General features: G+C 34.6%; 20 protein-coding genes. 14 read left to right on the plus strand and 6 right to left on the minus strand.

Annotation, left to right across the window (positions count from 1 at the left end; translation table 11 throughout):
* Positions 1–248 precede the first annotated feature (248 nt).
* The 3 genes from DB891_RS11460 to DB891_RS11470 form a co-directional block, all read right to left on the minus strand.
* Entirely contained in the window at positions 249–2,468 is a 2,220-nt protein-coding gene (locus DB891_RS11460; protein WP_116763650.1) for a RelA/SpoT family protein, read from the minus strand.
* Positions 2,469–2,645: 177 nt separating this feature from the next.
* On the minus strand, positions 2,646–4,193 hold the full coding sequence (locus tag DB891_RS11465) for a serine hydrolase (RefSeq protein WP_116763651.1): 1,548 nt from the start codon (positions 4,191–4,193) through the stop codon (positions 2,646–2,648).
* A gap of 128 nt (positions 4,194–4,321) precedes the next feature.
* Positions 4,322–5,107 (minus strand): TrmH family RNA methyltransferase, encoded by a 786-nt coding sequence (locus tag DB891_RS11470; protein ID WP_116763652.1) that lies wholly within the window; start codon positions 5,105–5,107, stop codon positions 4,322–4,324.
* Positions 5,108–5,305: 198 nt separating this feature from the next.
* Here DB891_RS11470 and DB891_RS11475 point away from each other — a divergent pair, with 198 nt between their 5' ends.
* The 5 genes from DB891_RS11475 to DB891_RS11495 are packed head-to-tail and all read left to right on the plus strand — an operon-like array spanning position 5,306 to position 10,514.
* Entirely contained in the window at positions 5,306–5,911 is a 606-nt protein-coding gene (locus DB891_RS11475; RefSeq protein ID WP_116763653.1) for a trimeric intracellular cation channel family protein, read from the plus strand.
* A gap of 32 nt (positions 5,912–5,943) precedes the next feature.
* A complete protein-coding gene (locus DB891_RS11480) occupies positions 5,944–6,894 on the plus strand; it encodes a FemAB family protein (protein ID WP_116763654.1) in 951 nt (316 codons plus the stop codon).
* Complete coding sequence (locus DB891_RS11485; RefSeq protein WP_116763656.1) at positions 6,891–8,006, plus strand: DegT/DnrJ/EryC1/StrS family aminotransferase; 1,116 nt, start codon at positions 6,891–6,893, stop codon at positions 8,004–8,006. The genes DB891_RS11480 and DB891_RS11485 overlap by 4 nt, the downstream gene beginning before the upstream one ends.
* Complete coding sequence (locus DB891_RS11490; RefSeq protein ID WP_116763658.1) at positions 7,994–9,013, plus strand: glycosyltransferase family protein; 1,020 nt, start codon at positions 7,994–7,996, stop codon at positions 9,011–9,013. Before DB891_RS11485 ends, DB891_RS11490 begins: the two co-directional genes overlap by 13 nt.
* Before the next feature lies 1 nt (position 9,014).
* Positions 9,015–10,514, plus strand: a complete 1,500-nt coding sequence (locus DB891_RS11495; RefSeq protein WP_124019515.1) for an oligosaccharide flippase family protein — start codon at positions 9,015–9,017, stop codon at positions 10,512–10,514.
* Positions 10,515–10,549: 35 nt separating this feature from the next.
* On the opposite strand, the gene DB891_RS11500 is transcribed toward DB891_RS11495, so the two are convergent.
* Positions 10,550–11,461, minus strand: a complete 912-nt coding sequence (locus DB891_RS11500; protein ID WP_116763662.1) for a glycosyltransferase family 2 protein — start codon at positions 11,459–11,461, stop codon at positions 10,550–10,552.
* A 52-nt stretch (positions 11,462–11,513) separates the two neighbouring features.
* Here DB891_RS11500 and DB891_RS11505 point away from each other — a divergent pair, with 52 nt between their 5' ends.
* Genes DB891_RS11505 through DB891_RS11515 form a run of 3 tightly spaced genes read left to right on the plus strand, consistent with a single transcriptional unit; the run spans position 11,514 to position 14,109 of the window.
* Positions 11,514–12,611 carry a glycosyltransferase gene (locus DB891_RS11505; RefSeq protein WP_189337139.1) on the plus strand — a complete coding sequence of 366 codons (1,098 nt, stop codon included), beginning with the start codon at positions 11,514–11,516 and terminating at the stop codon, positions 12,609–12,611.
* Positions 12,612–12,613: 2 nt separating this feature from the next.
* Positions 12,614–13,018 carry a sugar 3,4-ketoisomerase gene (locus DB891_RS11510; protein WP_116763680.1) on the plus strand — a complete coding sequence of 135 codons (405 nt, stop codon included), beginning with the start codon at positions 12,614–12,616 and terminating at the stop codon, positions 13,016–13,018.
* Entirely contained in the window at positions 13,015–14,109 is a 1,095-nt protein-coding gene (locus DB891_RS11515) for a glycosyltransferase family 4 protein (RefSeq protein ID WP_116763683.1), read from the plus strand. The genes DB891_RS11510 and DB891_RS11515 overlap by 4 nt, the downstream gene beginning before the upstream one ends.
* Positions 14,110–14,112: 3 nt before the next feature.
* Here DB891_RS11515 and DB891_RS11520 read toward each other — a convergent pair whose 3' ends face one another.
* Both DB891_RS11520 and DB891_RS11525 read right to left on the minus strand, forming a co-directional pair.
* The gene (locus DB891_RS11520; RefSeq protein ID WP_116763685.1) at positions 14,113–14,997 is read right to left on the minus strand and encodes a glycosyltransferase; all 885 of its coding nucleotides are present in this window, start codon (positions 14,995–14,997) and stop codon (positions 14,113–14,115) included.
* Positions 14,997–15,680 (minus strand): cell division ATP-binding protein FtsE, encoded by a 684-nt coding sequence (locus DB891_RS11525; RefSeq protein WP_116763687.1) that lies wholly within the window; start codon positions 15,678–15,680, stop codon positions 14,997–14,999. The genes DB891_RS11520 and DB891_RS11525 overlap by 1 nt, the downstream gene beginning before the upstream one ends.
* Before the next feature lie 260 nt (positions 15,681–15,940).
* On the opposite strand from DB891_RS11525, the gene DB891_RS11530 reads away from it, so the two are divergent.
* From DB891_RS11530 to gyrB, 6 genes are all read left to right on the plus strand, one after another.
* Positions 15,941–18,955 carry a tetratricopeptide repeat protein gene (locus DB891_RS11530; protein WP_116763689.1) on the plus strand — a complete coding sequence of 1,005 codons (3,015 nt, stop codon included), beginning with the start codon at positions 15,941–15,943 and terminating at the stop codon, positions 18,953–18,955.
* A 9-nt stretch (positions 18,956–18,964) separates the two neighbouring features.
* The gene (locus DB891_RS11535) at positions 18,965–19,828 is read left to right on the plus strand and encodes a PhzF family phenazine biosynthesis protein (protein WP_116763691.1); all 864 of its coding nucleotides are present in this window, start codon (positions 18,965–18,967) and stop codon (positions 19,826–19,828) included.
* A 47-nt stretch (positions 19,829–19,875) separates the two neighbouring features.
* The gene (locus DB891_RS11540; protein WP_223256093.1) at positions 19,876–21,708 is read left to right on the plus strand and encodes a TonB-dependent receptor; all 1,833 of its coding nucleotides are present in this window, start codon (positions 19,876–19,878) and stop codon (positions 21,706–21,708) included.
* Between the two features lie 52 nt (positions 21,709–21,760).
* Entirely contained in the window at positions 21,761–22,210 is a 450-nt protein-coding gene (locus DB891_RS11545) for a hypothetical protein (protein ID WP_116763693.1), read from the plus strand.
* A gap of 191 nt (positions 22,211–22,401) precedes the next feature.
* Positions 22,402–24,078 carry an asparagine synthase B gene (gene asnB, locus DB891_RS11550; RefSeq protein ID WP_116763695.1) on the plus strand — a complete coding sequence of 559 codons (1,677 nt, stop codon included), beginning with the start codon at positions 22,402–22,404 and terminating at the stop codon, positions 24,076–24,078.
* Between the two features lie 180 nt (positions 24,079–24,258).
* Positions 24,259–26,202: a DNA topoisomerase (ATP-hydrolyzing) subunit B gene (gyrB, locus tag DB891_RS11555; RefSeq protein WP_116763697.1), complete on the plus strand. Its 1,944-nt coding sequence runs from the start codon at positions 24,259–24,261 to the stop codon at positions 26,200–26,202.
* The last annotated feature ends 8 nt before the right edge of the window (positions 26,203–26,210 follow it).

Below are 26,210 nucleotides of genomic sequence, written 5' to 3' on the forward strand. Positions count from 1 at the left end.
AGCTTGGCGGATAGCATAGTTCACCTCTGTTTTCCTTTGAATAAATTTAGTGTTTTATCAAATACAAAGTAAAGGCGTATAGCCCGACAGCATTAGGGAAAGAGGTCAAATAGGCGGTACTATAAGTTGGCCTCTTTCTCTAATGGTGACACGCCCAAATGTTTTTGAAACTATTTATTTGGAGTGAAGTTCTCGGTTTTTATTTTTTGGAATTTAACAATTAAGAGTGTTGTAGTTATTTTTAGGTCTTAGTTTTTGTAAACTCTTGTTACTTTGTCGATTCCGTCAATTTTTTTGATGTTGTCGATTAGTTTTTTCAGAATGGTGATGTTGGGAACGATGACGGATATTTGTCCTTTGAAAATTCCTGCATCTCCACTCAATGAAATGCTTTGAATGTTCACATTCATATTGTTTGAAATCACTTTTGTCAGTTCGTTTGTGAGTCCCAAAGTGTCCATTCCCATGATGTTGATGGTGGCTTTGAAATCTTGCTGAGTCGAGTCAATCCATTTGGCCTGCATGATTCTGTAGGCGTAATTGGCCTGCATCGCTAGGGCATTTGGACAATCTTTTTTGTGAACTTTTATTCCGTCATTTATGGTTACAAAACCAAAAACTTCATCCCCTGGAATGGGGTTGCAACAGGAAGATAATTTGTAGTCGAGTTTGTCTTGTGTTTTGCCAAAAACAAGCATGTCATAATTACTGCTGATGACTTGTCTGTGGATATCGACATCAGAAGTGCTGTGTGAACGTTTTATTTTGTTTTTGAAAAAGTTAATTAAGGTGTTGCTTTTTTGAACCGCGTAATCTTTTAATTGTTGATTATCGATCGATCCAACACCCACTCTGTAAAATAAATCTAAGCTTGTTTTTAATTTAAAAAAGTTGACCAACTCATTAATAGTTGATTCGTTTAGTGTGATTTTGAGGTGTTTTAGCTTACGTGTAAGCACTTCTTTTCCGTCTTCGGCAATTTTCTTGGTGTCTTCGTTGAGGACATTTCGGATTTTATTTTTTGCTCGGGAAGTCGTTACGTAGTCCAACCAGTTGATGGTTGGTTTTTGGTTGGGAGAGGTTATAATTTCGACCTGATCCCCGCTTTTTAGTTCGTAGTTTAAAGGAACCAATTTACCGTTTACTCTTGTTCCTCTGGTTTTTATTCCAATTTCGGAGTGAATGCTAAAAGCAAAATCTAATGAGGTAGCGCCTTTTGGTAGTGATTTGATTTCTCCTTTTGGGGTAAAAATATAAATCTCTTTGGAGTACAGATTCATTTTGAAATCCTCAACAAAATCGACTGCGCTTATTTCGGAGTTTTCCAGTGCTTCTTTTAATAAGTTCAGCCAAACATCAAGACCATTTTCTTCGGTTGCTCCGTTTTTGTATTTGTAATGTGCGGCATACCCTTTTTCGGCAATTTCATCCATACGTTCGCTTCGTACCTGGACTTCTACCCAACGGCCTTTCGGCCCCATTACGGTAATGTGCAAGGCCTCATAACCTGTTGATTTTGGGGAAGAAATCCAGTCGCGTAATCGACTAGGGCTGGGTCTGTAATGGTCGGTTACGATCGAATATATTTTCCAGGCCAAGAACTTTTCGTCGTGCGGATTCGATTTGTAAACGATGCGTAAGGCAAATTTGTCATAGACTTCATCAAACCCAACGTTTTGGGTGGTCATTTTTCGGTAAATAGAATAAATTGACTTTGGTCTTCCTTTTATAATATAGTCGACTCCTTCTGCGTCTAATGATGTTTTAAGGATTTCGGAAATGTCTTTTATATAGGCATCTTGTTCTTCCTTGGTTTCCCTAATTTTGCTTACAATGTCATTATAAATATCGGGTTCGGTATATTTTAGACCTAAATCCTCTAGTTTGTTTTTTATTTTGTAAAGCCCTAGACGATGGGCTAATGGTGCGTAGATGTATAAGGTTTCGGAAGCGATTTTCTCTTGCTTGTAGGCTTCCATAGAATCCATAGTTTGCATGTTGTGCAATCTATCGGCTATTTTTATCAGAATTACGCGAACATCATCGTTTAGTGTCAAGAGCATTTTTCTGAAATTCTCGGCTTGCATGGATACATTAAGATCCTTTTGAACCATAGAGATTTTTGTCAATCCTTCTACTAGCTGTGCCACTTTGGGATTGAATAAACGCTCAATATCTTTTACGGTGGTCGGAGTATCTTCGACAACATCGTGCATTAAGGCTGCGGCAATTGAGGTTGCGCCCAAACCGATATCGGCGGCGACAATTTTAGCAACAGCGATTGGGTGGAATATATAGGCTTCTCCAGATTTCCTGCGTTGGTCTTTATGTGCTTCTACGGAAACGTCAAATGCTTTACGAATCAGCTTTTTATCTTCGGAGGTTAGGGTTTGGTAACTGATTCGAAGTAACTCTTTATATTCTTGCGCAATCGCTTTGTTCTCTTTTTCTATATCTATTTCTATCATAACGGCATGGTTCAATTCTTAAAAATATGAATAAGTTGGGACATATGCAAGGGAGAGGAGGATTTTAGAGTGTAGATTTTAGAATTTTGATTTAAGATTTTAGAATAAAGAATATAGAGAATAGAATATAGAATTCATCGAACTCTTTATATTCTATTCTCTATATTCTAACATGTATTATTCTCTCTTGAAATCCAAATCTTGAAAATCGTAACTGAAGTCGGTTAATTCTGAAATCGGTTTCATTTTGATTGCAATTGCTTTTCCGGCTGCATCATATTCAAAAAACAAATGGGCATCTGCATGAAAATAAGCATTGTTCCATTTTACGACTAAGTTTTTGTCTTTGTAAAAGAATAATTCTCCCGAAAGTTGTGGAGAGCGCTTACAGGCAAAAAGTAACTTTCCTTTCTTTTCACTAATCATAATTTCCCCTAACCAATTGTCTTTGTAGGTACCGACATAGTTGTTAAAGTCGATTTTTATGTTCTCTTTTTTGTTTTTGGCTACAGTTGCCCAAACTTCATCGGTTACTTTATCTGCAGATTCTTCGCTGGCTTTTACTCTATTACTATAAACGGTAACATAATCTTCTGATTTTATGCCCAGATAACTGTCTTTTATGGTATTGGTGATCGCGCTAAAAGCTGCTCCTGATTGTTGATTGGTCAAAACCACAATCCCTAAATTCAATTCGGGTAATAGGGTAACCTGAGTGACGATTCCTTCTAAACCGCCCGTGTGCGTGACTTGTTTATATCCTTTTACATCGCTCAAAAACCAGCCTAATCCATAAGAGCTAAAGTGGCTATTGTAAGGAGGTTTTGTGTTTATAGGGATAATGGTTTGAGGACTCCACATTTCATTGTGTTCTTTTTCGGAGAATAATTGTAGCTTATCATTGCCGTATTTTCCATTATTCAATTGCATAATTATCCATTTACTCATGTCGTTAACGTTTGAGTAAATTCCGCCTGCGGCATCCAATATTTGATTTTTGTATCTTGATATCACTTTTAGTTTTCCGTCAATAGGAACGTGGGGAGCTATGACGTTGCTGGTGTCTTTCAAACGGACAAAAGATCCAGCGCTGTTTTTCATGTCCAGTGGTTTCATGATTCGACTTTCGATAAAGTCACACCAACTCAAACCACTCACTTTATGAATCACTTCTCCTGCAACGATGTATAATAAATTGTCATAATCATATTGCGTTCTAAAAGCCGAAACAGGTTTTAAATACTGTAAATTTTGTGTGATATCCTGCGCTGTAAAATTACTGCCGTCAGGCCAGATCATCAAATCCCCTGCGCCAAGTCCCAATCCGCTTCTGTGGGTCAATAGATCCCGAATGGTAAATTCATTGGTCACATAATCATTGTACATTTTGAAAGTGGGTAGGTAAGCAATGACTTTGTCACCCCATTTTATTTTGCCTTCGTCTACTAATATTCCCAATGCGGCAGTGGTAAAAGCCTTGCTGTTGGAAGCAATTCCAAAAAGTGAATTCGCATCCACTTTTTCATTGGTTTGAATTGATTTTACTCCGTATCCTTTTGCCAATATCACTTTTCCGTCTTTGACAATCGCTACTGCAATTCCAGGGACATTAAAAGCAGTTAAAGCCCGATTGACTACATTATCCACTTCTTCATTAGAAATTTGAGCAAAAGAGTGAATACTAAAAGCAAGGAGTACTAAAAGGGAAATACTGTATTTTTTCATATTTTTTCTAAATAAATTGTTTCAAAATCTATATTCTATGTTCTCTATTCTGAAAAATCTAAATTCTTAATTTCTCAATCCAAAATCTAAAATCTGCTCCCGAAGCTTTCGGGACTAAATTCTAAAATCTAAAACCCTCTCTGTCTCTTGGCTTCAAATATCAAAATAGCGGCGGCTACCGATACGTTCATGCTGTCTATTTCGCCTTGCATGGGAATAATGATATTTTGGGTCGCTGCATCGCGCCATTCTTGGGTCAGTCCCGTTGCTTCCGTACCCACAACTAGAGCGGTAGGAGTAGTGTAATCTTGGGTGTGATACGAAGTGGAGTTTTGCAGCGTAGCACAATAAAAATTGATGTTGCGTTCTTTCAAAAAAGCAATGATTTCGGTAGTTGTTCCGGTTGCAATCTGATTGGTAAACAAACATCCTACGCTGGACCGAACCACATTAGGATTGTACAAATCACTCTTGGGATTGGCAATAATTACGGCATCTAGATTAGCCGCATCGGCGGTGCGCAATAACGCGCCAATATTCCCCGGTTTTTCTGGAGCTTCGGCAATAAGAATCAATGGGTTTTCGGATAATTGCAAATCGGATAATTGCGTCGATTTGGCTTTGGCTACAGCCAAAACTCCTTCGGTAGTATCTCTGTAAGCGAGTTTTTGATAAACGTCTTTGTTGATTTCTATCAATTCAGCGTTATTTGATAGCTTTCGGGTTTCTGTTTCCGAACAAACTTCGGGTAAAAACAAAATCGTTTCTATTTCATACCCACCTTTTAAAGCTAATGAAATTTCACGTTTTCCTTCAATCAAGAACGTTCCCGATTGTTTGCGTGCTTTTGCTTTTTCTTGCAATAACACCAAGGATTTTATAAAAGGATTTTGGATGGAAGTGATTTGTTTCAAGTCTGTAAAGGGATAAGTTACTAAGTCGCTAAGGTACTACCATTTTTTAAATTCTAAAATAATCAATAGTAAGTAGTTTTTTATTTAATTTTGAAAAATCAAATTTAGACCCGACAGGTTTCAAAAACCTGTCGGGTCTAAATTCTGCAATTTACAATCAGATCCCGAAAGCTTTCGGGACTAAACTCTACAATCTAAATGTTTCATCTACTCGACATCATCGGAACCATGGCATTTGCTATGTCAGGCGCATTAACGGCTATGAACAAAAAGCTAGATCCTTTTGGCGTTTTTATCATTGCATTTGTTACGGCAGTTGGAGGCGGAACCTTGCGTGACGTCATGATAGGGCGCACACCGGTGGGCTGGATGCAGGATTTGACTTATGTTTATGTGATTATATTGGGTTTTATTTTGACTATACTATTCCGAAAAAGATTAGATAAACTCCGTACTTCACTTGCCTTATTCGACACTATCGGATTGGGGGTTTTTACGTTAATTGGTATTCAAAAAGGAATAGATTACCACCTTCATCCTACTATTTGTATCGCTTTGGGAACCATGACAGCCTGTTTTGGAGGAGTCATTCGAGATATTTTATGTACCGAAATTCCCGTGATTTTTCGCAGAGAAATCTATGCTACCATTTGTATTCTGGGTGGAATTGTGTTTTTTTCGCTGAAAAAACTAAATCTAAACGACGATGTTTTATACCTAATCACTTCTTTGGTTATTATTACCGTGCGCTTGATGGCGGTAAAATACAAATGGTATTTATCTCCTTTAGAACATAAACAATAAATGCTTACTTTTCCGAAATCTAAAATAAAATTGTGAAAAATTACGCTGTCAAACGGTATCAAGAAAGCGATTATGCCAATTGGAATGCCTTTATAAGTCAAGCCAAAAATGCTACTTTCCTGTTTCATCGGGATTTTATGGATTACCACAAAGATCGATTCGAGGATTATTCTTTGATGGTCTATAAAAACGAAAAGTTAGTGGCTGTTTTGCCTGCCAATAGAGTAGATGATGTGGTATATTCTCATCAAGGATTGACGTATGGGGGATTGGTTTTTCATTGTGCTGTCAATGGCGAAAGTGTCGCTGATATTGTTGACAATCTTTTACGTTTTTTTAGAGATAATTCGATAAAATATTTTTTGTATAAGCCAATACCTTCTTTTTATTTCCCGAATGGTAATGCTGAAGTTGATTTTTTATTGCTGAAAAGAGGGGCTTTTTTAGAAAAAAAAGAAATGAATTTGGCAATCAATTTAACGGTTACGCTAAATATCTCAAAAAGTAAATTAAAACATTTTCGAAGAAATCAAAAGTTTGATTTGCAAATAATCGAAGAGGATCAATTAGTAACGTTTTGGGATTTAGTTTTGCAGCCAAGATTATTAGAAAAGCATAGTGCAAAACCCGTACATTCAATATTCGAAATTTCGCTTTTAAAAAAAAAATTCCCAAAAAATATAAAGCAGTATTCTGTTTATTTTGAAGATAATATATTGGCAGGTTTAACTTTATTTGAAACTGAAAATGGAGTAAAGTCGCAATATGGAGCAACTACAAAACAAGGTGAAAAGTTGAGAGCTTTTGATTTTTTGTGTATTAATTTAATCGAAAAGTACAAGCAAGACGGGAAGTTTTTTTTCGATATGGGAATTGTAAATGATGATAATGAAGAAGGTTATAATAAAGGACTTTTAAAACAGAAAGAAGAATTAGGCTGTACTATCTATAGTCAGGATTTTTATAAAATCAAGTTACTGTGATAAAATCCCTAGACTTAAAAAAAATAAACGAACCCTATGAAACTGCTTTTCAAGAGAAATTGAAATCGGTTTTGGATAGCGGTTGGTATATTTTGGGCAAGGAAGTCAAAGAGTTTGAAACCAATTTTGCCCAATATTGTGGAGCTCAATTTTGCATTGGAGTAGGGAATGGTTTGGATGCATTAACGCTGATTTTTAAAGGATTTATTCAACTGGGTAAACTGCAAAAAGGAGATGAGGTTATTGTGCCCGCCAATACGTATATTGCCAGCATACTCGCCATTCTGCAAGCCGATTTGGTACCCGTTTTGGTCGAACCAAAGTTGGAAACCTACAATATCGATCCGAGTTTAATTCAAGAGAATATAACATCTAGAACCAAAGCTATTCTTGCCGTACATCTTTACGGTCAATTGGCAGAAATGGATGCAATACATGAAATAGCAAGTCAAAATGATTTGATAGTCGTTGAAGATGCAGCGCAATCGGCAGGTGCAATCAGCAATCAAAAATCAGTAATCAAAAATCTACAATCAACTGTAGCGTACAGTTTTTATCCAAGTAAAAACCTCGGTGCGCTCGGAGATGGCGGAGCAGTCGTAACAGATGATGCCGAGCTCGCTAAAACCATACAAGCGCTGCGTAATTATGGTTCGGTCAACAAATATCAAAACGATTTTATAGGAGTCAATTCTAGATTAGACGAATTGCAAGCCGCTTTTTTGAACTTGAAATTACCCAACTTGGATTCCGATAATGAAAAACGAAGAATCATTGCTAGACGATATTTATCAGAAATAAAAAATGATAAAATCATTTTACCAACCGTGTCATTGCGAGGAACGAAGCAATCTCATGTTTTTCATCTTTTTGTCATTCGAACCCAAAACAGAGAAGATTTGCAAAATTATTTAGTTGCAAATACTATTGAAGCAGTGATTCATTATCCCATTCCACCGCATCAACAAAAGGCATTGCAATCTTGGAATGAATTGTCTTTTTCCATAACCGAAAAAATTCACGATGAAGTGTTGAGTTTGCCGATAAGTCCTATAATGACTGTGGACGAAGTGAGTTGTATTATTGAAAAAATAAACCAATGGATCTATTAATTAAATCATTCAATCGGCCTTATTATTTAGATCGTTGTATTCAAAGTATTTATTTGAATAGCGCACAACCCAATTTTAAAATAAAAATTTTAGATGACGGAACACCTCAAAAATACCTTGATAAAATAAAAGGAAAATACCCGGATATTGAAATTTATCATTCAGAATTTTATGCTAAAAAAGTAGCATATACTGAAAAAGGATGTGCACCAAAAACTAATAAAATACCTATAAATCTTTGGCTTAAAGCGGCCAGTGAGGCTACAGATTATTTTGTTTTATTAGAGGATGATATGTGGTTTGTTGAATCTTTTGATTTAAATGATTTAAAAATTAAAAGCACGAAAGACAAGCTATTGTTTGTTAAGCTATTCTGGCTGGGAAACAACAAATTAATTCAATGCAAAACGCAAACTTTAAAAGAGACTATTGTTGTCTTTGAGCCCGATTTATATATAAAAAATCCCGGATTGTACAAGTTTGTTTTTTATAAATATGATTGTTTTAAGATACGAAAAATTTTAAAAGCATTAAAAATTCATACTTTCAATCGGGCATTAAGTTATTACTCCATTTATTCTACTGCAGCGGTAATGTTCAAGAAAGAATATTTTTTGACTTTGTGGAATGATCATGGTAATGAAGTGGATGAAGGTTTGCAATTGTATAATGCTGTGAAGTATCTCAATACTAATGCAACTAAAATTGCATTTGCACACACCAAAACTGAAATAGTAAAAACAGGTTTTCTTTCTTCGGCTACAAACCAATTTAAAAATTACCAAAATGTCCAAATGGATATGTTTTTATTCAATAAAACCCTTAACGATGCCTGGTTAAATGTTAGTTTTGATGTGATGCAAAATTATCCAAATGATTTATGTTCTTTACAAATTGAATCAATTCTTGAACGAGTAAATAGCCAAGATCTGAGAGTTTCTGAATGGAAAAAATGGGTAAATTGTTTTAAAAATCAATTTCAATCTTTTGGTTGTAAAACAGAATAAAATGAGTAAGAACTGCAAAAATACTTCGCATAAAACGATTTTGAAAGCCACTGGAGTTTTTGGAATCATGCAATTGATGAAAATGCTTATTAGTATTGTTGGTTCTAAATTTGTAGCTATTTTTTTAGGCCCAATCGGTATAGGAATTGTTGGACTGTTAAACAATACCTTACTTGTAATTGCTTCGATCACAAGTTTTGGATTTAATACAACAAGTGTTCGTGAAATTGCAATTGCCGATGAAAGTGATGATGGTTCTGAGTTAAATAAAACAATTTTCATTATTCAAAAAGTCGCATTTGGTGTTGGTGTATTTGGAGTCATTGTAGCGGTTGTTTTTTGTACGTTATTAAGTCAATGGACTTTTGGAACTACAAATTATTACCATTGGTTTGTTTTTTTGTCTCTGCATTTTTTGATGACCAGTTGTACCGCAAGTCGGGTGGCTATTTTACAAGGAAAACGAATGTTGAAACAAATTGCAATTTCTAATATTGTATCTTCAATAGGAATCACAATTGCAACAGTTTGTATTTATTATGTTTATAAGTTTGACGGAATTATTCCTGTTATTTTATCCGCAAGTGCTATAAACCTAGGGGTTAATTTATATTATACTAGAAGTTTTAGAGCGGTTGATGTTTCGTTTACATTGTCTCAAATTATACAAAGATCAATTCCTGTTTTAAAGCTAGGTTTGTTGCTGTCTATCAATGTTGTTTTTGGTCATTTGTGCACCTTTTTAATCAAACTGTATTTGAATAATAATGGTGCTACTTCTGAGATTCTTGGTTTTTACGAAGTTAGTACTGTGATTTTAATTTCTTATGTTGGAATGGTTTTTAGCGCCATGTCTATTGATTTTTACCCTAGATTAACGGCAATTCATCAACAAAACACTTCCGTGAAAGAGTTAGTCAACAATCAAATTGAAGTTGCGCTTTTGCTCATTACACCGGCTATCGCTCTCTTTTATTTAGCTGCTCCAATAGTAATACAGTTGCTTTATACCAAGGAGTTTTTGCCGGTAATTTTAATATTGAAAGCGGCTCTTTTTTCAATTGTAATCAAAGCAATTATTTGGCCACTAGGATTTGTAATTTTGGCAAATGGTAATAAGCGACAGTATTTTAAACAAGAATTGGTTGGTGATTTTTTAAATGTGAGTTTGACTATTTTGTTTTATAACTTTTTCGGACTAGTTGGCATTGGTTTTGCAAGTGTATTAAATTTTAGTCTTTATGGATTTTACGTCTATTATATTGTGCGTAAAAAGTATCAATTTGGTTTTCGCAAGGATACTTTGAATATTGTGATTTCTTCAATTTTTGTGGGTTTAATGTGTTGTTCAACAGTCTGTTTTGTCGATAAATGCTATTCCGAAAGTATCCTTTTACTTGTTTTAGTGTTCTCGGTAGTTTATTCGTATTGGCAATTGGATAAAAGAATTGGTGTAATAGAAAGTATCAAAAAAGTGTGTGATAAATTTTTAAACCGATAGAATAGATTTGCGAAAACAGTAGTAGCAGATTGTTTTTAAGAGGAATAATTTTTAAAACTTTTATGCCAAATCAATTCAAATCTTAGTTGGATATTTTTGAACATCAAACCATAGTTTTGATTTTTAAAACAATGTACAATTTCATGATGCACCCTTTTTTGAATAGCTAGATCCTCTGCTCTAGTTTGATTTAGCACAATTGCTTTTTTTAGGATTAAGTACGTAGAGTGATTTATTTTTTTGGCCCGGGCATCATTTTTTTTAAAGAAGTCACTTCCTAATGAATTAGTGACTATTCTTTTTTGAACAAGGGGCTCGTCAATAAAATCAAACTCATAAAGACGAGAAGCACGAATCCAAAAATCCAAATCTTCATAGGTTAGCGTTTCATCATATCCTTGTAAATGGTCGAAAACGGTTTTCTTTATCATAGCAGATACGGAACAAATACTATTCCCGCCAGAAAGAACAGAGTGATAAATATCTCCCGTAATTCTGTTTTTGATTACTTTTTTTTGCTCATTTACTGGAAAATAATAAGAGTCAAATGCGCCATTTTCCGAAATCAATTCAACATTGCCATAAACCACTCCAAGGTTTTTATAGAGACTGTTTTTGAAAGCATCAATTTGCAACGTCACACAATTGGGTAATAATACATCATCCGATGCCAAGTCGATTACATATTCGCCTTTGGCTTGTTTTAGTGCTTTATTAAAAGATTTAGTATTTCCCAAATTGGTTTCATTAGCTATAAACTGAATTTCAGGATTTTTTTCGAGCCAGGTCGTAATGATTTTTTTTGAATTATCTGTACTGCAATCGTCAACGATAATGAGTTCAATAAAGGGATGCGATTGATTGATGACAGAATTTAAACTCTCAACTACGTAGGCCTCGTGGTTGTAGCACAAACAAATAATAGTAACGAGTGGATTGTTCTGCATTATTTTTTAAAATAGTTATATTTGAGACGAAAATAACAAAACGAAAATGATATTGCCTCACAAAAAATATAAAATTGCATTAATTGGTTATCGATTAAGTGGTGGTGGCAGTGATAAAGTGATGGCGAATCTATCTGTTTTCTTTGCCAAAAACAATATTGATGTTCATGTTATTATTGTTTTAGACGAAGTCTCGTATCCGTATTCCGGAAAATTGGTCAATTTGGGTTTGTTGAAGAATAAAAGTAATGGAATATTCAATAAGATTAAAAGACTGATTTCCTTGCGAAAGTATCTTAAAGAAAACGATTTTGATTTCATCATTGATTTTCGTTTTCGAACCAAAGTCATTCAGGAATTGATTTTAGCCAGATTTATGTACAATACTAAAACAATATTTACTGTTCATAGTTTTTTGATTGACCATTATATGCCCAATAATTCTTGGTTAACACGATTAATGTACAATCATTGTTATGCCAATGTGGCGCTAACCAACCAAATGGAAGAATTGATTGTAAAAAAACATGGGTTGGGAAATGTTATTACGATTCCCAATCCTGTTAATTTAGTGGAGATTTATGAAAAGTGTGATGTGCCAATTGCTGTTGATTTTGACTATATAATTGCAATTGGACAATATGAGAATAATATAAAACAGTTTGATAAATTGATTTTGGCTTATGGCAATTCTGTTTTAAAGGATAAACAAATTCACCTTGTAATAGTAGGAGAAGGTAACAATGAAGGATTAAAAAAAGTTGCAAAAGAATGTAATGTAATTGGTTTTGTTCACTTTTTAGGATATCAAAATAATCCTTTTAACTATTTAAAAAAGGCTCGATTTTTAGTTTTGAGCAGTAAAAATGAGGGCTTGCCAAATGTTGTTTTGGAGTCATTGGCATGTGGAACTCCTGTGGTTTCATTTGATTGTCCTTGTGGACCGAGAGAAACTATCAGTAATTTAAAAAATGGAATTCTCGTTGAAGACCAAAATATAGAAAAACTTACCGAAGCGATGAATGTATTGGCAGAGGATGAAATAATGTATCAACATTGTAAGCAAAATGCAAAAGAAAGTGTAACTCCATTTTTATTGGATACAATAGGAAAACAATGGTTGGATTTAATGCAAATTAACACGATTTAAGAATGGAAACAATACAAGCGATTCAAATACTAAAAATACCCGTTGTTGAAGATGTAAGAGGGAATTTAGGAATCATTCAAAGCGATTTTTTACCCTTTGAATTCAAACGAGTCTATTATCTTTTTGATGTGCCAAGCACTGCTTTTAGAGGGGGGCACGCTCATATCAATCAACAGGAAGTACTTATTGCTTTGAGTGGAAGTTTTGAAGTAACCGTAAATGACGGAATTGAAGAAAATCGTTATTTGTTGAATAAACCGAATGTTGGACTATTGATTCCAACAGGCATTTGGCGAGAATTGGAGAATTTTTCTTCGGGTGCGGTTTGTTTGGTTTTGGCTTCGGATGATTTTTCGGAAGAGGATTATATAAGAGACTTTGATGAATTTTTGATTTCAAAAAAATGAAATTATTGTATATAGTTCCCAAACTGAATAATGAAGGAGGAGTTGCCAGAGTTTTGTCTCTAAAACTAAATTATCTTATCGAGAATTTTGGTTATGAAGTTCATGTTCTTACTCAAAATCAAGGGAGTTTTCCTTTGTTCTATTCTTTTCATGAAAAGATTTTTTTTCATGATATGATGCTGGAGGGAACGATTTTTAGTTTTTTAAATTCTTTTCGTAAATCTTTAAAAAGTAAAGTAGAAACCATTCAGCCAGATGTTATTGTCGTTTGTGATAATGGTTTAAAAGGGTATATAATACCATTTATTCTCTCTGTTAATATTCCAATTATTTTTGAATGCCATGGTTCAAAATATATTGAAGAAAGTTATTTAAAGACAAATTTAATTTCAAAACTTACAAGCTTTCTTAAATATAAATTCAAAGATTTTAGTGCCAATAAATTTTCAAAAGTAGTAGCGTTGTCCAACGAAGGTTTGGATGAATGGAATGTTACTAACGGTTTGGTTATTTCTAATCCATCTTGGATTAAAAGCGAAAAAGTATTAGATTTAAAACCTAAAAAAGTAATCGCTATTGCTCGAAATTCGTATGAAAAAGGACTAGATAGATTGCTGATTATTTGGAGGGAAATTGTTAAAAAACACCCCGATTGGACTCTGGATATTTATGGAGATTCGGTGACGGATTTGAAGCATACAATTCTAAAACTAGGATTGGAATCCAATGTGATTTTAAACGAACCTGTAAAAAATATTTCAGAAAAATACTTGTCTTCATCTGTGTGTATTATGACCTCTCGTTCAGAAGGATTTCCTATGGTGTTGCTCGAGGCTATGGCTTCTGGTTTGCCTTGTGTAGCCTATGATTGTCCTTGTGGTCCAAGAGCAATTATAGATGAAGGAAAAAATGGTTTTTTGATTGAAGATGGAAATGTAGATTCATTTGTTCAAAAACTGGAATTGCTTATTGAAGATGAAAATTTGAGAATACAAATGGCTGTAAATGCTCAAGAGAATGTAAAAAAATATGATTTAGAGAGTACAATGCAACAATGGAAATCGCTTTTTGAAAGTTTGGTGAAGCAATAATTGTTAGGATTGAATACTGCAATAATAGCCCAATTTGTAAAGGTCAAATAGAAACAGGGAAGGGCTTTTGGAAAGTAAATTAGAAGTGATTGTTGATTCTGTTTTCTTGAAAATGAAAGTAGTTATCGCAACGAGTCTTAATTTTTTTAAAATAATATAAGCCGAATTGATTTTAGTTTCGATAGTAGAAAATTTATCAGAATTGATAATGTAAACTAGATTCTCAATAGCTGTTCTTGTTTTCTCCAAAAAAAGAATAGAAGTTTCTAAATTCAAATGATAAGTCGGATTGTCAATGTGAGAAACCTTAATATTATTGGTTTCTAAAGCAGACAAAAAACACAAATCTTCATAACCATATTTTGTAATAGTTGAATCAAAAGGATTTTGCTCTAAAATTTCTTTTTTTATCAATAAATTGGAAGTTAGAGCCCTGAAATTAGGTTTTTTATTCCTGCTATCAACAGAAATAGATTCCCTTTTGTTTCCATAAATCCAACGTAATAGCTTCTCTTTGTTAGGTGTTTCTTTCTCGTATTGTATACCTCCAAATGTGACTGATGAATTTGGAATGACTTCGCAATATTTTTGAATGAAATTATTCTGTATTGGAAAAGTATCACAATCCATTATTAGTAACAAACGGTATTTCGATTTTTCTACTAATGAATTGATGTTCTTTCCTCTTCCGAGATTGTAATTGTTAATAAAAAGGAAACAGTTCTTTATGGAGTCTATTTTTTGGTTTTCTGTATTCCATTTTGAATTCGAAGCGTCATCTTGACACAAAATTTCAAATTCAATTGTACAGTCTATGCATTGCTTTTGTAATTCGGTAACAAGCGGATATGCATTGTAATTGTAAGTTGGAATTAGAATGGATAGCATTACACCGTTCTTTGTACCACTTCAAAAATCTTGGCATCCTCGCATTTCAATGTCTTGTTTGGGAATTTCATCAATAAGGCATAATCGTGTGTTGCCATAATGACTGTTTTTCCGTTGGCATTGATTTTTCGTAATACCTCAAGTACTTCGGCGCTGGTTTGTGGATCTAGATTTCCGGTTGGCTCATCAGCAAGGATAAATTCTGGATTGTTCAATAATGCTCTTGCAATTGCAATTCGTTGTTGTTCTCCGCCAGAAAGTTGATGTGGCATTTTGTTGGCAAAGTCTTTCATGTTTACTTTGTCAAGTACTTCATCAATTTTGGCATCCATTCCATCTTGATCAACCCATCCGGTTGCTTTCAAAACAAAAAGCATGTTGTCCTTTACGGTACGATCCGGAAGCAATTTAAAATCTTGAAAAACGATTCCGATTTTTCTTCTCAAAAATGGAATGTCATCTTCTTTTAAAGTAGCCAAATCAAATTCAACGATTTTACCTTCACCTTCCGTTAATGGTAAATCTGCATATAATGTTTTTAATAAACTACTTTTCCCAGAACCGGTTTTTCCAATGATGTAGATGAATTCCCCATGGTTGACTTCTAAATTAACATCAGATAAAATAGTTTTTCCTTCTTGGTATATGTTTACGTTTTTTAAAGACAGTACAGATTGAGACATAATAGAATTTGTTTATTGGGTAAAAGTAAAAAGATAAAATCCAAATACAAAAGTAAAAGTGAAAAATAAAAGGCAAATTGCAAATTCCAAAAGGCTTAATTTCAAAAAAACAAAAAAATAAAATTCCAATTCATAGACTAGCTCCCCTCTCTTTTGGAGAGGGGTTGGGGGTGAGGTTTAAAAATAGTTCATAATAAAAGCAGACAGCGTTTCGTTATAGACACAGAAATAAATACATTTGATCATTAAATAAAATAACAATGCAGAAACTTCCGAAGCTCTTTTTATTCCTTTTTATTGTTCAAATAACTTCCCTTTATTCACAAGAATCAGCCATTTATACCTACCCATTGAAGGATTTCGATAAAGCACTTTCTTTATATGAAGACCAACAATATGCGTCGGCGCAAATCCTTTTTGAAAACATAAAAGCAGTTTCTAAAAATGAGGGAACGCTATCGGATTGTGCGTATTACATTGCCAATTGCGCCATTCGTACCGATCAGGACAATGCCGAAGAATTGATTAATAACTTCGTTGTAGATTATCCTGCCAGTCGTAAACAAAATCAGGCTTTTATCGATGTAGCCTACTATTACTTTGATCATAGAGAATATAAAGAAGCTTTGCAATGGTTTGAGAAAGTGGACGAAATTGTTTTGAGAAATAATGAACGCAACAAGTTCAATTTTGAAAAAGGCTATTCTTATTTTGTTGCAAAAAAAATGAAAGAAGCCAAAAGCTATTTTAATAGAGTGGTCAATTCTGAAGAATATGCGAAGCAAAGCAAGTATTATCTGGGCTTTATGGCTTATGAATCGGATGATTATGCTGAAGCTAACAAGCAATTTGATCAGGTTTCTGGCGATGAGAAATACGCCGAAAAATTATCGTATTACAAATCGGATATGAGCTTCAAATCGGGGAATTTTCAAAAAGCGATTGATTTAGGAATCAAGGCCATGCCAAAATCCACTGCTTTAGAAAAATCGGAATTGAATAAAATCATTGGCGAAAGTTATTTCAATCTAAAACAATACAATGAGGCTATTCCTTATTTAGTAGGCTATAAAGGAAAAAATGGAAAATGGAATAACACTGATTTTTATCAATTGGGCTATGCATATTATATGCAAAAGGATTATGACAATGCCATTTCACAATTTAATAAAATTATAGACGGAAAGGATTTTATTGCCCAAAATGCCTATTATCATTTGGGAGAAAGTTATTTAGAATCGGGTAAAAAACAACAGGCTCTTAATGCTTTTAAGAATGCTTCCGAAATGAATTTTAATTTAAAGCTGCAAGAAGATGCGAGTTTGAATTATGTCAAATTGAGTTATGAAATTGGGAATTCCTATCAAAGTGTCCCAGAGGTTTTGTTGGGTTTTGTCAATAAATATCCTAATAACCCCAATAATTCTGCGATAGAAAAATTATTGATCGATTCTTATATTTCATCCAAAAACTATAAAGAAGCACTGACTTTATTGGAGAAAAACAAAACTCCAGAAAACAGCGTTGCCTATCAAAAAGTAGTTTTCTATAGAGGACTGGAATTGTTTACCGAAGGGAATTATTCTCAATCTTTGATACTATTCGAAAAAGCCATCAAAGAACAAAAAGATCCCATCATTACTGCACGTGCCACTTTTTGGAAAGGGGAATCTGAATATAATTTAGAAGATTACAAAGAAGCTTTGTTGGGTTATCAGCAGTTCTCGGATTTGGCAAAAGCCAAAGAAACTGCCGAATTTAAAAACATCAATTATAATATTGCTTATGCTAATTTTAAGTTGAAAGAATATGATGCGGCCGGGAATTCTTTCCAAAGCCAAATAGACAATAATAAAGCGGATAAATTCCGTTTGAATGATTCCTACTTGCGCCTTGCTGATTGCCGATTTGTTACTACTAAATATCAATCAGCTTTAGATGCTTATATTAAGGTGATAGAATCGAAAAGTGTGGATGGAGATTATGCTTATTTTCAAGAAGCACTTTGCTATGGGTTTCTTTCCAAAAACAGTAAAAAAATAGAAGAACTCAATGCGTTTTTGACATCGTATCCAAAATCAGACTATCAAGATGATGTTTTGTTTGAATTAGGAAATACCTATGTGGCCGAGAACAAACCCGATTTGGCTATAAAAACCTATGATAAGTTAATCACAACCAATAAAAACAGTTCCTATACTTCAAGATCTGTTTTGCGTCAAGGATTGATTTATTATAATTCGGATCGTGATGATTTGGCTTTAACCAAATTTAAAAAAGTAGCCTCTGATTTCCCTAAAACCCCCGAAGCTTATGAAGCTGTTGCTACCGCTCGATTGATTTATGTTGATAACGGAAAAGTAGATGAATATGCCACTTGGGTGCGTACTTTAGATTTTGTGGCAGTAACGGATGTCGATCTAGATAACGACACTTTTGAGGCTGCCGAAAAGCAATACGAACTCAGTAATGCGAAACAGGCCATTTCAGGATTTAGCAATTATATAAAGAAGTTTCCAAACGGGATTCATATTCTAAAAGCGAATTTCGTATTGGCGCAATTGTATTTCGCTGAAGGTTCCGAAAGTAAATCGGTTCCCAATTACGAATTTGTGATAGATCAACCCCGTTGCGAATACACCGAGCAAGCTTTAGTTCGATTGGCAGAAATATTTTTGAAAGATAGAAATTGTGATAAGGGAATTTCGGTATTGGTTCGTTTAGAAAAAGAGGCCGATTTTTCGCAAAACAAAACATTCTCCCAAGCCAATTTGATGAAATGTTATTATGATGTAAAGGATTATCCAAATTCCGTGGCTTATGCCGATAAAGTTTTGGCTAACCCAAAAACCGAAGAAAACGTGAAAAGTGATGCCCAAATCATCGTTGCTCGTTCTGCCATGCAATCTGGTGATGAAGCTAAAGCGAAAGGAGCTTACGCAAAATTGCTGAGTGTGAGTAAAGGAGAATTGGCCGCCGAAGCGTTGTATTATGATGCCTATTTTAAAAATAAAGACGGAAAATTTGAGATTTCGAATACAGTAATTCAAAAATTAGCCAAAAATTATTCTAGTTACCGCTATTTTGGAGCCAAAGGTTTGATTCTAATGGCTAAGAATTATTATGGTTTGAAAGATAGTTATCAAGCGACGTATGTATTAGAGAACGTAATCGAAAATTTCACGGATTATTCAGATGTAATTGAAGAAGCAAAAACGGAATTGAATAGAATAAAAGCAGAAGAAGCCAAAACCAATTCATCAATAACGAAATAGAAAAACAGAATGAAATTACCTTTTTATATAGTAGATGTTTTTGCAGAGAAAAAATATGATGGAAATCAATTGGCTGTTTTTTTGGAGGCTGATACTTTAAGTACAGAAAAGATGCAAGAAATAGCACGCGAAATTAACTTTGCCGAAAGTACTTTTATTACTAAGATGCAACCTGAAAATAATAGTGCATCTATTAGAATTTTTACTCCCGTTAGTGAAATGCAATTTGCAGGTCATCCTATAATTGGGACTTCGTGGGTTTTGATGAATAAAATAGTAGAGACTCATCCTCGAAATTTTAAATTATCGGTTCCAATTGGTGAAATTCCAATTCAGCAGTCAGAGGATTTGGTTTGGCTACAGGCAGCTCAACCTGAATTTTTAGATGTTTTCTCAAAAGAAGATTTTGCTTCTTTTAGTAATTTGAGTTCTGAAGATTTTGATGATGAATTTTCCATTCAAGAAGTTTCTACGGGAAGTGCGTTTGTGGTTGTACCACTTAAAAATATAAAAGCTCTGGAAGATTTAAATCTCGAATTGATCAAAATGAAAGAATGGTTGCAAGCTCATTGTAAAACAAATCATAGAGCATTATATTTCTATTGTTTTGACCAAGGGGAACTTTACAGTAGAATGTTATGTATTGAAAATAATCAGCTTATAGAAGATGCTGCAACCGGAAGTGCGAGTACGTGCCTGCAAGCTTTTCTTTTGAAATACCATTCGCCAGAAATTAAATTGATCAATCATCAAGGGGATTTTATCGATAGACCTTCACGAATCTATTTCGATGGAAAATTATCCGAAGACCATTTTGATATAAAAATTGGTGGAAAAACGCAATTCATTGCAAAGGGAGAATGGGATGTGTAAGGCAGAAGTTAGAGGTGAGAAGGCAGAAAATAGAAAATAGACAAAAGATGATAATCAACAACATAAAAGCATTCATGAATAAACAATCAAGGTTTTCGGCTTCCTTTCTTTTGGGGGAGTCCCGATGGTTATCGGGAGGGGTGGGGATTTTGCTCCTATTCCTTTCCCAATTTTCATTTGCTCAAAACAAACAAGAAAATATAGGAACAGAAGTTGTAAATGTGGTAAAACCATATGCTCCAACAATTTCAGATGCTTTCAAAGTAAAAGAAGTTCCAGTGATTACAAACGATGAGAATGCCAAAAAAGAAAGTGTGAAATATTCCATTTTGCCTTTTCCTGTAGCCTCTACTTTTTTGCCTTCTAAAGGAAATGCCGAAGGAGTTGAAAAAGCAAAACAAGTACGTTTGTTCAAGAATTATGCAACTTTGGGTTTAGGTAATTATGGTGTCCTAAACGCTGAGCTATTTGTAACAGATGATCTTAATAACAATGAGTACGTTAGTGGGATGTTTCGTCATCAATCCTCTCAAGGCGGATTGAAAGATGTTGTCCTGGATAATGGCTTTTATGACACTGCGATTGATCTGGTTTATGGAACAAACGAAAAAGAAATGGCGTGGAATGTCAATGCTGGATATCAAAACCAAATCTATAATTGGTTCGGATTGCCAGATAATTTTGGGAATACGTTGACACTTCCGGAAAGTATAGCGTTGGTGAATAGCATTAATCCGCAACAATCCTATAATTCGATCTCGGTGGGAGGTGATATTGCTTTTGAAGAAGGTATTTTGAACAATGCTAATTTAAAATTCAATCATTTTTCGGATGCGTATAGCTCATCTGAAAATCGATTTTTGCTAACGCCAACTTTTAAGTTTGATGTTATGGACGAAGCAATAAAAACAAAAGTTATTGTCGATTATGTTGGTGGAAGTTTCAAAAGTGATTATTTAGGGACCAATACGACTCCTTTAAAATATGGTTATACAAATTTGGGTATTGTTCCAAGTTTTGAAATGATAAAAGAAGATTGGACACTGAATATAGGTGCCGGTTTGATGTATAGTATGGGAACCGAAAATAAAACGAACAAATTCTATGTGTATCCTTCGGTGACAGCTTCCTGTAAAATAGTGGGTGATTTGATGATTTTCTATTCGGGTGCAGTTGGGGATTTAAGGCAAAATACGTATACCGATTTTGTGGATGCCAATCCGTTTGTTTCGCCTACATTAAACATAAAACCAACCAATGAATTGTATGATGTTCATGCAGGTTTAAAAGGAAAACTGGCAAGTACGGTTAGTTATGATATAAAAGCTTCCTATATATATGATGAAAATTGCGCCTTGTTTGTAAGTAATGATTATAACGAAAAAAGCACCAATGCCAATTATGCTTTTGGAAATTCCTTAAGTGTGGTTTACGATGACATGAAAACGATCCGTTTTTATGGAGAGCTAAAAGCCGATTTGACAAAAGGAGTGACAGTTGGAGTTGATGCGACTTTTAGTAGTTATTACAATAAAATACAAAGTGAAGCATGGAATTTACCCGCTATTGAATTGAATTCGACTTTAGATTTTGCAATTACCGAAAAATGGTTTGCAGGAGTTAATTTGTTTTATGTAGGGGAGCGTAAAGACCAGCAGTCAAATACAGATATTGTTTATATTGTAGCTCCAGATTTTGTTCCTATAACGTTAGACAGTTATTTGGATTTGAATGCCAATGTAAGATTCAAATACAACGAAAGATTCACAGCCTTTTTAAAAGCGAATAACATCACAAACAACGGCTATCAAAAATGGCTGAATTATCCTGTACAAGGTTTTCAAGTACTATTGGGAGCGAATTGTAAATTTGATTTTTAGATATAGAATAATTTAAAAAATCTAAGTAGTCTAATAATCTAATAGTCTAAATATGACTTTCAAACAAAAAATATACCAACAATACCATCAATTAGTTCAGGATAGAATCGACGTATTCAAAGACATGATTGTGGCTCTTACCGAAGATTCAAAAAACGATGCGAAAGGTTCGGCCGGAGATAAGCACGAGACAGCCTTGTCTATGATGCATCTTGAACAAGAGAAACTCAATACGAAACTCAAAGAAGTATTGACTCAAAAAGCAGTTTTAGACAAAATAGATGCTTCTTTAGTTGCCGAAACTATTGTTTTAGGAAGCTTGGTAAAAGCGAATGGAATCTATTTGTATCTCAGTCTTGCGCTTCCAAAAATCAATGTCGAGGGAGTTAATATTATTGCTTTGTCTCCACAATCGCCTTTGGGGAATAAATTAATGGGAAACAAGGAGGGATTTACTTTTGAGATAAATACGACTACTTATACTATCGAAAGTGTGGAGTAGCTTTGTTTTAAATCTCATCTTACGATTTTTAACCTTATTTTGTGGTTTGATTAGTTTTTGATTACATAATTACGGGTTGTTTTGTTTTTTAGTTATAATTTGAAACTAAATAATGCGAATGTGTTTCTCAATTAAAACTAAATATACATCTTTGCCATATCAAAATAAACTAACAGTTAAAATATAAAGTTATGTGTGGAATAGTATGTGCCTTTGACCTAAAGCAAAAAGCAGAAGTTTTAAGACCTCAAGTGTTGGAAATGTCTAAAATCATTCGTCATCGTGGACCGGATTGGAGCGGAATTTTTAGCAATGATAAAGCAATTTTGTCTCATGAGCGTTTAGCGATTGTTGATCCAGCTTCTGGAAAACAACCTTTATTCAGTGAAGATGGAAATTTGGTTTTGGCAGCCAACGGAGAAATATACAACCACAGAGAATTGCGTAAACAATTTGAAGGGAAATATCATTTTAAAACCGAAAGTGACTGTGAAGTTATTTTGGCTTTATACAAAGAAAAAGGGCCACATTTTATAGATGAAATGAATGGTATTTTTGGATTTGCGATTTATGATGTTGAAAAAGACGAGTATTTTGTAGCTCGTGACCACATGGGAATTATTCCATTGTACATTGGTTGGGATCAACACGGAACTTTTTATGTGGCTTCAGAATTGAAAGCTCTAGAAGGATATTGTGCCAAAATTCAATTGTTTCCTCCAGGACATTATATGTCAAGCAAAGATGGTGAATTTGTACAATGGTACAAAAGAGAATGGGTCGATTATGATGCCGTAAAAGATAACGAAACTAGTATTTCGGATATTAAAGTGGCATTGGAAGCTGCAGTTCACAGACAATTGATGAGTGATGTGCCTTATGGAGTTTTGCTTTCAGGTGGTTTGGATTCTTCGATTACTTCGGCTGTAGCCAAAAAATATGCTCAAAAACGTGTTGAATCAGGAGATGTAGCCGATGCTTGGTATCCACAATTACATTCTTTTTCTGTAGGGTTGGAAGGTTCTCCGGATTTAGCAGCTGCTCAAATTGTAGCAGACCATATCGGTACTATTCATCACGAAATAAAATTCACCATCCAAGAAGGTTTGGATGCGGTACGCGATGTGATTTACAGTTTGGAAACTTATGATGTTACCACGGTTAGAGCGTCAACTCCAATGTGGTTAATGGCGAGAGTGATTAAATCGATGGGTATAAAGATGGTACTGTCTGGAGAAGGGGCAGACGAATTGTTTGGAGGGTATTTATACTTCCATAAAGCGCCAAATGCAAGAGAATTTCATGAAGAAAATGTCCGTAAATTAAGTAAATTACACATGTACGACTGTTTGCGTGCTAATAAAAGTTTAGCAGCATGGGGAATTGAAGGGCGTGTTCCATTTTTAGATAAAGAATTTATGGATGTGGCGATGAGAATCAATCCACAAGATAAAATGATTAACAAAGAACATCCGATGGAAAAATGGGTGGTTCGTAAAGCTTTTGAAGACATGTTGCCGGAAAGTGTGGCATGGAGACAAAAAGAACAATTTAGTGATGGAGTAGGATACAGCTGGATTGATACTTTGAAAGAAGTGGTGGCTGAGGCTGTTTCAGATGAGCAATTAGCAAATGCAAAATTCCGTTTTCCGTTGCAAACACCAACTTCAAAAGAAGAGTATTACTACCGTTCTATTTTTAATGAGCATTTCCCAAGTGATGCAGCCGCTTTATGCGTGCCACAAGAGGCAAGTGTGGCTTGTAGTACAAAAATCGCTTTAGAGTGGGATGCAGCATTCAAAAACATGAATGATCCATCGGGTAGAGCAGTTGCCAGTGTGCATGATGACGCTTATGTAAAAGCATAAATATAATTTTGAATTTAGTTTTAAAAACGGCTTCTATTTTGAAGCCGTTTTTTTTATGGATATAAACCATAAATGTTAATAACTTAAACGCTTAAAACAGGAATAAATAGGTAAAATAGATAGTGTTTTTATATATTTGCGTGTTAGACGAAAATTACATTTTTTTTTAGATTAAAATATATGAGCGAAGAAATCAAGAAGGATAATTATTCAGCAGACAGTATTCAGGCATTAGAAGGAATGGAGCACGTAAGAATGCGTCCATCGATGTACATTGGAGATGTAGGTGTAAGAGGGTTGCATCATTTAGTTTATGAAGTTGTAGATAACTCTATTGATGAGGCAATGGGGGGTCATTGTGATACCATAAGAGTTGATATCAATGAAGACGGTTCTATTTCTGTTGAAGATAATGGACGTGGTATTCCAGTAGGAATTCATAAAAAAGAAGGAGTTTCAGCATTAGAGGTTGTAATGACCAAAATTGGTGCTGGGGGTAAATTCGATAAAGATTCGTATAAAGTTTCTGGAGGTCTTCACGGTGTTGGGGTTTCTGTAGTAAATGCTTTGTCGAACCATTTAAGAGCAACAGTTCACAGTAGCGACGGGAAAGTATATGAGCAAGAATATGAAAAAGGAAAAGCGCTTTATCCGGTAAAACAAATTGGAGAAACGACCAAAAGAGGTACAATAGTAACTTTTTACCCAGATCCTTCTATATTTACTCAAACCATAGAATATTCGTATGATACTTTGTCTGCTCGTATGCGTGAGTTGTCCTATTTGAATAAAGGAATCACTATTACTTTTACAGATAAAAGAGAAGTTGATAAAGACGGAAATTTTGTTTCAGAAATCTTTCATTCAGATGAAGGACTTAAAGAATACATCCGTTATCTTGATGGAAATCGTGAGCCAATTATTGCGCATGTAATTTCTATGGATCACGAAAAAGGAGAAATTCCAGTTGAGGTAGCTTTGATATATAATACAAGTTACTCAGAAAATATTTTTTCTTACGTAAATAATATCAATACTCACGAAGGAGGTACGCACTTGCAAGGTTTTAGAACAGGTCTTACAAGATCGTTGAAGAAATATGCAGATGCCTCTGGAATGTTGGAAAAATTGAAGTTTGATATCTCTGGAGATGATTTTCGTGAAGGTCTTACGGCAATTATTTCGGTAAAAGTAGCTGAACCACAATTTGAGGGACAAACGAAAACCAAACTTGGAAATCGTGAAGTAGTTTCTCCGGTGAGTCAAGCGGTTAGTGAAATGATTGAGAATTATTTGGAGGAAAATCCAAATGATGCTCGTATAATTGTTCAGAAAGTTATTCTTGCAGCACAAGCGCGTCATGCGGCCAAAAAAGCCCGTGAAATGGTGCAACGCAAAACCGTAATGGGTGGAGGCGGATTGCCAGGAAAATTATCCGATTGCTCAGAGCAAGACCCTGCAAAATGTGAAGTATATCTTGTCGAGGGAGACTCGGCAGGTGGAACGGCCAAACAAGGCCGTGATCGGGCGTTTCAAGCAATTTTACCATTAAGAGGTAAGATTTTGAACGTTGAGAAAGCCATGCATCACAAAGTTTTTGAAAATGAAGAGATTCGAAATATATTTACGGCACTTGGAGTTACCATAGGAACAGCCGAAGATAGTAAAGCATTAAATATTGAAAAATTAAGATATCATAAAGTAATTATTATGTGTGATGCCGATGTCGATGGTAGTCATATCGCTACTTTAATCTTGACTTTCTTTTTCCGTTTTATGAAAGAACTAATTGAAGAAGGACACGTATATATTGCAGCTCCACCTTTGTACTTGGTTAAAAAAGGAAAAAATAAAGAATACGCTTGGGACGATAAAAGTCGTGATGATGCAAATGCTAGAATGGGCGGAGGAGCAGCGATTCAACGTTATAAAGGTCTTGGAGAGATGAATGCGGAGCAATTGTGGGAAACAACAATGGATCCAAGTTTTAGAACTTTAAGACAGGTTACTATTGACAGTTTAGCAGAAGCGGATAGAGTTTTTTCTATGTTAATGGGGGATGAAGTTCCGCCAAGAAGAGAATTTATCGAGAAAAATGCAGTTTATGCAAATATCGACGCGTAATGTTCTAT

Origin of the sequence: Flavobacterium laiguense, from assembly GCF_003097655.1 — a bacterium.
Lineage (GTDB): Bacteria > Bacteroidota > Bacteroidia > Flavobacteriales > Flavobacteriaceae > Flavobacterium > Flavobacterium laiguense.

Excerpts from the sequence above, each read along its gene's own strand:
- asnB (WP_116763695.1), top strand. The coding sequence starts at position 22,402 with ATGTGTGGAATAGTATGTGCCTTTGACCTAAAGCAAAAAGCAGAAGTT.
- DB891_RS11545 (WP_116763693.1), top strand. The coding sequence starts at position 21,761 with ATGACTTTCAAACAAAAAATATACCAACAATACCATCAATTAGTTCAG.
- DB891_RS11460 (WP_116763650.1), bottom strand. The coding sequence starts at position 2,468 with ATGATAGAAATAGATATAGAAAAAGAGAACAAAGCGATTGCGCAAGAA.
- gyrB (WP_116763697.1), top strand. The coding sequence starts at position 24,259 with ATGAGCGAAGAAATCAAGAAGGATAATTATTCAGCAGACAGTATTCAG.
- DB891_RS11475 (WP_116763653.1), top strand. The coding sequence starts at position 5,306 with ATGTTTCATCTACTCGACATCATCGGAACCATGGCATTTGCTATGTCA.
- DB891_RS11540 (WP_223256093.1), top strand. The coding sequence starts at position 19,876 with ATGATAATCAACAACATAAAAGCATTCATGAATAAACAATCAAGGTTT.
- DB891_RS11465 (WP_116763651.1), bottom strand. The coding sequence starts at position 4,193 with ATGAAAAAATACAGTATTTCCCTTTTAGTACTCCTTGCTTTTAGTATT.
- DB891_RS11515 (WP_116763683.1), top strand. The coding sequence starts at position 13,015 with ATGAAATTATTGTATATAGTTCCCAAACTGAATAATGAAGGAGGAGTT.
- DB891_RS11520 (WP_116763685.1), bottom strand. The coding sequence starts at position 14,997 with ATGCTATCCATTCTAATTCCAACTTACAATTACAATGCATATCCGCTT.
- DB891_RS11530 (WP_116763689.1), top strand. The coding sequence starts at position 15,941 with ATGCAGAAACTTCCGAAGCTCTTTTTATTCCTTTTTATTGTTCAAATA.
- DB891_RS11500 (WP_116763662.1), bottom strand. The coding sequence starts at position 11,461 with ATGCAGAACAATCCACTCGTTACTATTATTTGTTTGTGCTACAACCAC.
- DB891_RS11495 (WP_124019515.1), top strand. The coding sequence starts at position 9,015 with ATGAGTAAGAACTGCAAAAATACTTCGCATAAAACGATTTTGAAAGCC.
- DB891_RS11535 (WP_116763691.1), top strand. The coding sequence starts at position 18,965 with ATGAAATTACCTTTTTATATAGTAGATGTTTTTGCAGAGAAAAAATAT.
- DB891_RS11525 (WP_116763687.1), bottom strand. The coding sequence starts at position 15,680 with ATGTCTCAATCTGTACTGTCTTTAAAAAACGTAAACATATACCAAGAA.
- DB891_RS11490 (WP_116763658.1), top strand. The coding sequence starts at position 7,994 with ATGGATCTATTAATTAAATCATTCAATCGGCCTTATTATTTAGATCGT.
- DB891_RS11510 (WP_116763680.1), top strand. The coding sequence starts at position 12,614 with ATGGAAACAATACAAGCGATTCAAATACTAAAAATACCCGTTGTTGAA.